Here is a 10180-nt window from a genome sequence, read left to right as displayed (position 1 = left end):
GTCTGATGGAATGGCGGCGGTTTCGCACGTTCGCGACTATTTTGCCAGGTACCGAAACCGAGTTGACCGCTGAGCGGCTAGAGCGGTTCACCGTTTCCACGGAAACGGCGAACCGCTCTATCTCTTTGTTTTTGACGCAATTCCAGACGGAAGGCTATGGCGAAGGCGCCGAGCCTAACTGCTCACAACAGCTCAGTCGCGCTGCTCAAGGATGAAAGGATGCACCGCGATCGAGCCCGCGCCGATGAGTTCCAGACAGTAGGGCACGGCGGGGAAGACGGCGCTGAGGCACACGTCGATGGAGGCAGGTTTCCCGGGGAGGTTTATGATCAGCGAACGGCCGCGCACCCCCGCAGTCTGACGTGAAAGGATGGCTGTGCGCACGTGCTGCAGGCTTGCCTGCCGCATGAGCTCGCCGAAACCGGGCAGCTCCTTGGCGATGACCTGTTGCATGGCTTCCGGAGTAAGGTCCCGTGGCGAGGGGCCGGTTCCGCCGGTTGTAAGGATCAGATCGGCGCCTGCCTGGTCGCAAAGCTCGATGAGCGCGTCACGGACACTCTCCAGGCCGTCGGGGACGATGCGACGAACAAATTCGCAGGGCGCCACCAGGACACGGCGAAGCCAGCGCTCGATTGCCGGTCCGCCAAGATCCTGGTACTCGCCGCGGCTTGCGCGGTCGGAGATGGTCACGATTGCGATCAGGGTCATGCCGTCAGGCTGTCGCGGTTACCTGCCAACCGGGCCTGGCATGGGCGTAGCCGTCGACCAGCGTGCCCGGCAGATCGAGACATGACAGGGCGAAGCGGGCATCTTCGGGCTCCTCCCTGCCGCCGGCAAGTCCTCTGTAGATCCTCGCCACCTCCACCATGTCGCATGTCTGGGGGGACAAACGAAGGCGCCTGATGCCCTTTGAGGCGAGCGCGTCGGGCGCAGGGCAGAAGGCCTGAACCTGATTGGAAAGGGTCTGCACGCCGTTGACCGCAAGGAACTGCTGGTCGTCGAGCGTCTCGACCGAGAGACCGTCGGGATCGCTTTCGCATGTGAACTGGCACGAATCCTTGTGCAGGCCATGGATCCGCGCATGATAGCAGCGTCCGGAAAGAGCGAGCGGCAGCCGCCCGAAGGCGAAAATCTCGAACTCGGCCTCCGGACATTTCACGGACATGGCGCCGACCGCCGCAAACGACAATTCCACGGGTGGGCAGATCGTCTGCGCGCCGAGCTGGATCAGGAATTTCGCGGAAGCCTCGTTGTAGACGTTAAGGAACGGACCCGTGACGAAGGCTTTGCCGGAGCGTGACGGCAGGCCGGACACGTCATTGATCTCGACCAGCCTCTCGTCTCCGCAAATGTCCTCGAGGCTTTTGCGCTCCCGGACCGTCGCGGGCGCGGCCAGCGTGGACAGCACCACCTGCTTGCCGCCGCGCTCCAGCCGTTCGATGATCGCCGGCCATACAGGATCGGAAAACGGCATGCGTTTTCCGCAGACGACTTCACCGACGTGAACGCGCTCGACCGGAGCCTCGTCCGCGATCCTGCGGTAAAAGTCCAGGAGACGGTTGGCTGGCCAGTGGAAGAAGACCGGTCCAAGCGTCAAGGCGATTCGCGTCGGGGCGATTTCCGTCAGGGTGATTTCGGGCACCGCCTATCTCCATTTCTTCTCGTAAGCGCCGGCCGTCTGCCGAGCCCCTTCCGACTGGCCAGCCAGAAGCCGATCGATGTCGACAGCGTCGCCGCCCTTTTCGACCGCGTCGACCGCTTTCCTGAAGGCGCGCACGACCTCGCTCACATAGCCCTTGCCGCGCTGGCGCCCCTCGATCTTCAAGGCAGTCACCCCGGCCGCCTTCAGGCCCGCGATCATGCCGCCGGCATTCAGGCTGACGGGATCCTCGAACAGATGGGACGTCTTGCCGCCGGCTTTGAACTTGCCTTTGCAGAGAGTGGGATAACCGACCGGCTGGCCGCGTCCGTACCGGTCGATGGTGAAGCCGGACAGCCGCGCCGTCGTGCCGTTCGGCTCTTCGTCATAGCTCACCATCTCCGGCGGCGAGCACACACCGTTGAGATTCGGCGATTTTCCCGTCGCGTATGACGAGAGATAGCAGCGCCCCTCGATCATCACGCAAAGGCCGCCGAAAACGAAGGCTTCCGTTTCCACGTCGATGGCGCGGTTCAGCGCCGCTATCTCCTGGAGCGAAAGGACCCTTGGAAGCACCACGCGGCGGATGCCGAACTGAGCCGCATAGAAGCCGATCGCTTCCGGCGTTGCCGCGGCAGCCTGCACCGACAGATGAAGGCGGATCTGCTTGTGGTTCTTCGCAACATGATCGAGGACGGCGAAATCCGCGGCGATGATGGCATCCGCGCCGCTTCCAGCGGCTGCGTCAGCAGCCTTCTTCCAGATGTCGACATCGTCGACGCGCGCAAAGGTATTGATCGCGACCAGAACCTTGCTGCCGTGGTCGTGCGCGAAGCGCACACCTTCGGCGAGCTCGTCCCGGGAGAAATTGAGCCCGGGAAAATTGCGGGCGTTCGTTTCATCGCGAAATCCGCAATAAACCGCGTTCGCGCCCGCCTGGACGGCTGCCCTCAACGTAGCGGGGGTCCCCGCCGGGCAAACAAGTTCCATGCGTGTCGTCGTCATGCTTTCCGCGCCTCGCTCGAGCTGCTGTCAGCCAATCGCCGTGCGACGCCCAAGGCACCGAGAACACCCGTATCGACACAGCGGGCCAGGGTGCCATGCAGTCCGAGCAGGTCTGCCGGACGAAGCTCAGCGTCCTCTATCGTGTTCCTCAAGGCGAGTACCGCTTCCGTGCGCCCGCTTATCGAGATCACGCGGCTGAAGAACATCGCATCGCCGTCCAATGTGCCGTCAAGCAGGCCCAGCAGGGTCAGAAGCGGCCCTTTGATCTGCACGTCCGATCGAGCAGCCTCGTCCTTGCTGACGACCCGGACGCTGGATCGTTGCCCGTCCGGGATCACACAGAACGCGAATGCGAGGTCGACAGGATCGATACCGAAGCAGGCCGAACGGGATTCGCCCAGACGCTCGAAAAGGCCGGGACGCCGCCTGGCAAGCGAGCGCAAGGACAATGTCAGCAACGGTCCGAGCGGCAGTCCTGCGACCGTCGGAAACAGGCGGCGAACAAATCCTGGTAACATTGGTTCGGCGTGTTGAGGCTGCATCTTCAAATGCTGTCCGGTCTACGTTCGATCACTGAGGTCTTACGGCCGGCTAGGCATCGCATCTCTTGGCGAGCAGCTTCGAAAAATTGTCCTTGTTGGGGCAGAAATCGCGATAGTGGCTCTCGAAATCGAAGGCCTGCATATGATCGTGACATCTGTGGCGATGCGGACATGTGATGCAGGTTCGGGACATGAAGTGGTCCCGCGCGAATTCCATTGTATGGAAGCTGTCGGGATCAATCCCGACTGAAAGCATCGCCAAGGTGAGGAAATCTTCCGAAGCATGAGGCAGATGCATGGCGGCATCGAACTCGCCGGGCGACATGCCGATGTCGTTCAGCATGCCTGCGCATTCCTCCGGCCCAAGCGCCCAAAACTCCCGTCGCGTGGCCTTGCTGCGTCTACGATCCTTGAAAATGGCGATCGCGGACCGGCAGGCTTCAAAAGTGCCGTTGATTAGGTTGCTGGCCATCTGAACGTCTTCCCGGCACTGCCTCGATATCGACCAGCCCTCAGGCGGTTGGATTCAATCTACTGTCCGCAAGCGGCGCGTTCTTTGACCTAGCGCAATGTTTTCGGGCGGCCGCTGTGAGAGAACGGGTGGCCGACGAACCGGTCGTGCCGGATTTCGCCATGCATTATCGCCTTCTTCCCCAGTTCTGTGATCTCGGATCCTTTCTTTCCTACCTGGACGGGAAAGGCCAGCTTCGGCAAATCAGCGCCCCGGTATCGACCCGGTTCGAGCTGACGGAGATCCATAAAAGGGTGATCGCGACGCACGGGCCGGCGCTGCGCATGACCATGCCGGTGGATGATCGGGGCGGCGGTTCGTCCTTTCCGGTCGTGGCAAATATCTTTGGGACGCGGGAGCGTGTCGCCTGGGGGCTGGGCACGGACATTCGCGGACTGGAAACCCTCGGCGCTCTGCTGGCGTGGATGAGGTCGCCGCAGGCTCCGCAGAACTTGCGCCAGGCCCGCCATATGTTCTCCGCAGCGCGCGGCGCGTTGGCGGCGCGACCGAAGATCGTATCGTCATCAAGACTATGGAGGGATGCGGAACCGGATTTCGCAATCCTTCCCGTCCAGACCTGCTGGCCGGAGGACGCCGGTCCCCTTATCACATGGCCCGTGGTCGTTACCCGGCCACCGGGCGACGGTGATCCCGGCAAGTATAATCTGGGCATATACCGGATGCAGGTCATTGCCCGGGATCGGGCGATCATAAGATGGCTGCCTATGCGAGGCGGCGCGGCCCACCATCGCATGTGGCAGGCGAGGGGGCTCGAGATGCCCGTCGCCGTCGTCATCGGCGCGGACCCCGCGACAATGATCGCAGCGGTGATGCCGGCGCCCGAAGGCGTATCGGAACTGTCGCTGTCCGGATTGATCAACGACCGACGGGTTGGACTGTCTCCATGCAAGAGCATCGAGCTCCATGTCCCCGCCAGCGCCGAGATCGTGCTCGAGGGAACCGTCTCACCCAACGAAACGGCGCAGGAAGGTCCCTTCGGCGACCACACCGGATACTATAACGGGGCGGAGCATTTTCCCGTCTTCAAGCTCAAGCGTATCCGCGTGAGGGACGGCGCAAACTATCTCACGACTTTCACCGGGCGCGCGCCCGACGAGCCGTCCGTCCTCGCCGAGGCGCTGCTCGACGTCTTCAAGCCGCTGCTGCGCCAGCAGATACCGGAAATACTCGACGTCTGGCTGCCGCCGGAAGCCTGTTCCTACAGGATCGCGGTCGTGTCGATCGTCAAGAAATATGCCGGACAGGCGCGGCGGGTGATGATGGGATTCTGGTCGCTGTTGCCGCAGTTCTCGATGACCAAGATGGTCGTCGTGGTGGACGACGACATCGACATCCGTTCGTGGCCGGACGTGATGTGGGCTGTCGCCACCCGCATGGATTTTTCGCGCGATCTGATGACGTTGGATCGAACCCCTATCGACACGCTCGACTTCGCGTCGCCGCTGGAAGGGCTTGGCGGAAAAATCGGATTCGACGCGACGCGCAAGATCGGGCCCGAAACGTCCCGTGAGTGGGGGAAGGAGCTGAAGATGTCCTCTCACATCGTTGAAAGGGTCTCCGAGCGTTGGGATGAGCTTTTCCCGCTGGCGACCGCTTCGGTGCAGAAATGACGAAACGGATCATAGTGGGGGTTACCGGTGCGTCCGGCTCGGTGCTGGCCCTCGAGACCATACGCCAACTGGTCAGAGGTGGAGCGGAAACGCATCTTGTCACTTCGAAGAGCGCGCGCATGACCATTGCTTATGAGCTCGGCGCCGACGGATTGGCACAGCTTGCCTCGCTCGCTAACCACACCCACTCTCCCCAGGACTTGGCAGCACCCATCGCCAGCGGCTCCTTCAGGACGGATGGCATGATCGTCGTGCCCTGCTCGATGCGGACCCTTGCGGCGATGGCGCACGGCCTGGGCGACAACCTCCTTACCAGGGCAGCCGACGTTGTCCTGAAGGAGCGGCGCCGCTTGGTAGTTGTGCCGCGTGAGGCGCCTCTGCATGAAGGGCATCTGGATGCGATGCTGAGATTGACGCGGATGGGAGCGATCATCGCGCCGCCGGTGCCGCCATTCTACGTCAAGCCGGCGTCGATCGAAGCGATGGTCGTCGAGATGGCGGCACGACTGGTCAATTGGGCCGGCGTGGACCCCGGCGACAAGCTGACCAGGTGGGGCGAAAAGAACGTCGCGACCCGTCAGCTGTTTTGATGGAGCCCTCCAATGGAGGAAAGATCCCGGCGAATTATGAGAAGCGGCAAGGCGAGCCGTATGATGTAAGGCGGCTTCATACGGCAAGGAAACAGTCGGCCATCATGTCGATGTTCGACGGTCTCAAACCGGACGACCTTGCCGCCTGGAAAGGCCTCACGCTAGACATTCTGATGAATGTGTACCCCAGTTGTTTTTCGCGGCTGTGGTCAAGATCGTTATGGTTCGGTGCCTTCTGCCAAGCGGTCCAAATAGGCTTGGTAGGCAAACACCCTATGTCGCTGTTTCCCAGTCACTTCGCGAACTATGCCGATCGAAATCAGGTGCCCTAGTGCCGAATTGATTGTCGGCTCTGAAAGAGACAGTTCCTGAGCTGCCTTTTGGATGGTCACGATCGCGCGACGTTGGAGAAGTCCGTGTACCATTCCGGCTGAGGCAGCGGCGCGGCCCAAATCCTGAATTCTGTGAGCGTCGGCTTCAAATAGGCGTAGCAGATCCCGGGCGGTCTTCGCCGCCTGATCGGCTGTCTCTGTTACGCCTTCGAGGAAGAACAATAGCCAGCTTTCCCAGTCGCCGGCCATTCTAACCCGCTGGAGCAGGTCATAGTAGATGTTGCGGTGGGTCTTGAAATAGAGGCTGAGGTACAGAGTGGGCTCTCTCAACACATTGTTGGCGCAAAGGAACAAGGTGATCAGTAGGCGGCCCAGACGGCCATTGCCATCCAGAAACGGGTGGATCGTCTCGAACTGGACATGCGCCAATGCTGCCTTGACGATGTTCGGAAGGCGGTCGTCTGCGTGCAAGAATTTCTCGAAAGCGTCGAGACATTCCATCAACCGATCGGGAGGAGGGGGGACAAACATAGCGTTGCCTGGCCGCGTTCCTCCGATCCAGTTCTGCGAATGCCTAAATTCGCCAGGTTGGGATGAGGCGCCCCGCCCCGCCTTTAGGAGAACGCCGTGAATTTCGCGGATCAATCGGAGGGAAAGGGGAAATCCCTCCCGCATACGCTCAAGGCCATATTCAAGAGCGGCGATATAGTTGGAGACCTCTTCAACGTCATTCAGTGGGACCAGCGGCAGCTCATCTGCTTCAAATAGCAGCAAGTCAGAGAGTGACGATTGGGTGCCTTCGATCTGGGACGACAGCAGTGCCTCTTTCCGCACGTACATGAAGATAAACAAGGGTGGTGCGGGAAGAATAGACGTAACCCCGTCCAAACGGCCCAGAGCGAGGTTTGCACGTTCTGTAAGCTCTGAAAATGTGCCAAGATTGATGGGAGGTTTTGGCGGGAGTGGTGGAGGCATGAATGCCCGCACTTTTTCTCCCGCGACCGAGGTCTCGATCCATAGCCCAAGACGGCTGCCCTGATCCGGCATAAGGCAAGGATCCTTTTGTTAGCTTTTATCTAACGAAAGGATAAAGCCAATTCCTTGTCTTAGGAAGTCGCTTGTATATGCTTTGTTCCGTTTCCACCCGAAATTCGTGGCATTTTCTCACTCAGTCACCGCCTTCGCCGATCCAGGTGAAAATGCGCCACCATTGCCCTAGCGTCCAACCGCGGTGACAGCGGCGAATTGACCGAGCAGCCGCATCGAAAGCGCCCCGTCCCTTGCGATCGTCGCGATGTCGTCAAAGAGAAGGGCGAAGTCCTGGTAGACGCTGCTGTCCCGTTCGGCCTCTCCTATCTCGTCAAGATCCTGCAAGAACAACAGAATGGTCTCGATATGCGCGCGTTGATGGCGAGCGTTGGTGAGGTGCTCGCGGGCCGCGGGCCCTATTTCCAGGCTGGCGAAGCGGGATAACGTCTCGTCGAGCTTGGATCGGCACCGGCAGTCCAAACCCGCCTCGTTGATCAGCCCTGCCAGCCGGGCAACGGTGCTCGCCATTCCTGCCGCGCTGTTTTCGGTAAGGCCGTGCTTCATCTTTTTCTTCTCCCGTCGCAGACAGTCTGCCTGGAGTCGCTGTGCAGTTGACCCGTGCCCTGGGCAGCCTGGCCGAGAAGAGCGAGACACGTCCCATGCCGGAACCAAGTCGCTGGGCTGCTTCAAGAACAATCTTCAAGATAGTCGATGCTTGCGAGGGATGTTTGCGCTGGATCAAACACCAAATCGATCCTCGCATCTATTGCGCCATACTTGTCCTTCTTGCCGGTCGTCCAATGGGCGGGCGAGGCCGGAGGAGATGCACCGCCATTCCGGGGGGACGGGTCGCATGGGCGCCGACGGCAACTTCAAGGCCTTCAAAACGAGGCCGGTGCACCGGCCGTTTCGACCGTTCTTTCTCGTGGCTGTTGTCGATGCCGTCCTCGGCGGCAGTGGCTGGTTGCCGTCGGCGTTCGGGCCGCAAGCCTACGGCCCGACGGGGCTCTCTGCCGGCGACTGGCACCGCGACATGCTCCTGTTCGGAATGGTTCCAGCAATGCTGAGCGGCTTCCTGCTGACCGCGCTGCCTCGCTGGACGGGACATCGCGCGGTGTCGTCGCGCACGACACACCTGCTCGTTCTCCTGTGGGCCTGCAGCCGTGTCGCCTTCCTGCTGCGGTTGCCGTCGCTCGGGCTTGCGTTCCCGGCCGTCTGGATGCTTGCATTGTTGTCGATCGCGGCCAAAGCCGTGATCGCCAGTCGGGATCGTCGTAATTTGAAAATACTGCTTCTCCTGGCCGTTTTTTGCGTCAGCAACGGACTCGTCGCAGCATCGTACCAGGTCGAGCTTGCACTGAGACTGGCGCTCGTCTCGATCATTGGCCTCGTCGTTATCATCGGAGGGCGGGTCGTGCCGGCCTTGACCGTCGCCTATATCGAGAGCGCCGGCGGTCGGATCGTCCTCTCCCGCTCTGTTTCCAGGGAGCGCGCGGCAGCGCTGATAACGATTTGCGCGCTTTGTTCGTGGGTTGTCGCGCCGGAGGCGCAACTCACCGGCATTGCCTGCGGTCTCGCCGCGTTCAGCCAGGCGATCCGGGCCGCGCAATGGAAAGGCTGGCGCAGCCTGTCGTCGTCGACGGTGCTTGGCCTTCACATCGGATATGGCGGGATCATCCTCGGCTTCGGATTGCTGGCGATCCATATCTTCGCACCGGCAATGCTGGGCCAGGCGACGGCTGTTCATGCATGGACCGTCGGCGCTATCGGAACCATGGCGCTGGCCATCATGGCCAGCATGATCCGCAGGCATAGCCGGCTCGCCTTCATGCCCTCGACGCCCGCGACCGGGGCGCTCGCGGCGATGACGGCCTGCTGCCTGTCACGCTTGCTGGTCGAAGCGCTGCCCGGCTATACCGGCCCCCTGCTGAGTTTTTCCGGCGCTTTGTGGATCGTCGCGTTTGGCCTGTTTCTGATGGCCTATCGCGGGCCTCTTTTCAGCGTTGGCGCGAAATAGCCTACCAGATCCAGAAAAGCAGGACCCACCCCGCCACTGCGGGTGCCATCGCCAGGCCGACAAGGGACAGGGCGAGGACTCGCCGGGCGGGTTCCCGGCTGTAAATTCCCGTCACCTGCCAGCACAGGATCCCGGACCAGCAGGTCGCCATCGTCAGCATCGCGGCACGCAGCAGGTCTATGAAGGGCAGCGATATCCCATCCGACCGCAATTGACTGACCGTAAGGCTGGAGAGGCCGAGGAAGACTCCGGCGCCGGCCAAGGGAATGAGCGACTGGGCAAGATGATGAAGCCTCAGCGTTCGCCAAGGCCCAAGGCTGCGGGCGGCCAAAGCCAGCAGGGACAGCGTCGACGCGCCGCAGGCGAAGGCCGCCGCAAGCACATAGGCGATGAGCAAGGCTCCATCGAGCAGGGTCATCACATCGCCGGGATAATTCGTCAGGATCCACCACGGCGCCGCGGTTTCGAGCGGCCAGGTTACTCCGTTTTCGATCAGCCGTTCCGCCGCCCATAGCTTCGCTTGCACGAACCACGGGCTGACCGACCATTGAAACGCGCCGACGGCCAAGCCCATCAGGCCAACCACGATCAGGATCGTTTCCCAGGGTTTGGCGACAGTGCCCGCGACATGGACAATTTCGTGGTTTGGCGAGCGGCGGGCCAGACGGATTGCTCCGCGGAAACCGGCGCAGCGTCCGCACATATGGCAGTCGCTGGCGCCGCGCATGGTCCGGATGGGCACCAGCGGCGCGCAATTGACCGCCCTTGGCTTGGTTCCCGAGAGTTGCGAAAGTTGCCAAAGCGGCGGATCGACACGGAAATGCAGCGGGGCGAGTTTTGCCAGCAGGCCGAAAACCCCGCTCACCGGGCAAAGATAGCGGCAC

At 61.6% G+C, this 10180-nt stretch carries 11 protein-coding genes and 1 pseudogene; 4 read left to right on the top strand and 8 right to left on the bottom strand.

Annotation, left to right across the window (positions count from 1 at the left end; translation table 11 throughout):
* Positions 1-215 (top strand): hypothetical protein (locus EOD07_RS38105; protein WP_206519450.1); only part of this gene is annotated, 215 nt, incomplete at its 5' end.
* Here EOD07_RS38105 and mog read toward each other — a convergent pair.
* The 5 genes from mog to EOD07_RS10455 are packed head-to-tail and all read right to left on the bottom strand — an operon-like array spanning position 193 to position 3529.
* Positions 193-708 carry a molybdopterin adenylyltransferase gene (gene mog / locus EOD07_RS10475; RefSeq protein WP_127235383.1) on the bottom strand — a complete coding sequence of 172 codons (516 nt, stop codon included), beginning with the start codon at positions 706-708 and terminating at the stop codon, positions 193-195. The two genes, EOD07_RS38105 and mog, sit on opposite strands and share 23 nt — an antisense overlap.
* A 4-nt stretch (positions 709-712) precedes the next feature.
* Positions 713-1642 carry a U32 family peptidase gene (locus EOD07_RS10470; protein WP_245470024.1) on the bottom strand — a complete coding sequence of 310 codons (930 nt, stop codon included), beginning with the start codon at positions 1640-1642 and terminating at the stop codon, positions 713-715.
* 3 nt (positions 1643-1645) lie between these two features.
* Positions 1646-2629: a peptidase U32 family protein gene (locus EOD07_RS10465; protein WP_206519451.1), complete on the bottom strand. Its 984-nt coding sequence runs from the start codon at positions 2627-2629 to the stop codon at positions 1646-1648.
* 11 nt (positions 2630-2640) lie between these two features.
* Positions 2641-3186 carry an SCP2 sterol-binding domain-containing protein gene (locus EOD07_RS10460; RefSeq protein ID WP_127235386.1) on the bottom strand — a complete coding sequence of 182 codons (546 nt, stop codon included), beginning with the start codon at positions 3184-3186 and terminating at the stop codon, positions 2641-2643.
* Between the two features lie 49 nt (positions 3187-3235).
* Positions 3236-3529 carry a hypothetical protein gene (locus EOD07_RS10455; RefSeq protein ID WP_245470023.1) on the bottom strand — a complete coding sequence of 98 codons (294 nt, stop codon included), beginning with the start codon at positions 3527-3529 and terminating at the stop codon, positions 3236-3238.
* 257 nt (positions 3530-3786) lie between these two features.
* Between EOD07_RS10455 and EOD07_RS10450 the strand changes: the two genes are divergently transcribed.
* Both EOD07_RS10450 and EOD07_RS10445 read left to right on the top strand, forming a co-directional pair.
* A complete protein-coding gene (locus EOD07_RS10450) occupies positions 3787-5328 on the top strand; it encodes a UbiD family decarboxylase (RefSeq protein WP_348627749.1) in 1542 nt (513 codons plus the stop codon).
* Positions 5325-5918, top strand: a complete 594-nt coding sequence (locus EOD07_RS10445) for a UbiX family flavin prenyltransferase (protein WP_127235380.1) — start codon at positions 5325-5327, stop codon at positions 5916-5918. Before EOD07_RS10450 ends, EOD07_RS10445 begins: the two co-directional genes overlap by 4 nt.
* Before the next feature lie 218 nt (positions 5919-6136).
* On the opposite strand, the gene EOD07_RS10440 is transcribed toward EOD07_RS10445, so the two are convergent.
* Together EOD07_RS10440 and EOD07_RS10435 are read right to left on the bottom strand one after the other, a co-directional pair.
* Complete coding sequence (locus EOD07_RS10440; protein WP_127235379.1) at positions 6137-7297, bottom strand: Fic family protein; 1161 nt, start codon at positions 7295-7297, stop codon at positions 6137-6139.
* Between the two features lie 168 nt (positions 7298-7465).
* Positions 7466-7843 (bottom strand): hypothetical protein, encoded by a 378-nt coding sequence (locus EOD07_RS10435; protein ID WP_245470020.1) that lies wholly within the window; start codon positions 7841-7843, stop codon positions 7466-7468.
* A 289-nt stretch (positions 7844-8132) separates the two neighbouring features.
* Here EOD07_RS10435 and EOD07_RS10430 point away from each other — a divergent pair, with 289 nt between their 5' ends.
* Positions 8133-9296: an NnrS family protein gene (locus tag EOD07_RS10430; protein WP_127235378.1), complete on the top strand. Its 1164-nt coding sequence runs from the start codon at positions 8133-8135 to the stop codon at positions 9294-9296.
* Position 9297: 1 nt separating this feature from the next.
* On the opposite strand, the pseudogene EOD07_RS10425 reads toward EOD07_RS10430, so the two are convergent.
* A pseudogene (locus EOD07_RS10425) lies at positions 9298-10180 on the bottom strand (4Fe-4S binding protein); the annotation flags it as partial.

It is taken from the genome of Mesorhizobium sp. M2C.T.Ca.TU.002.02.1.1 (genome assembly GCF_003997225.1).
This window is presented reverse-complemented; position numbering and strand designations above follow the sequence as displayed.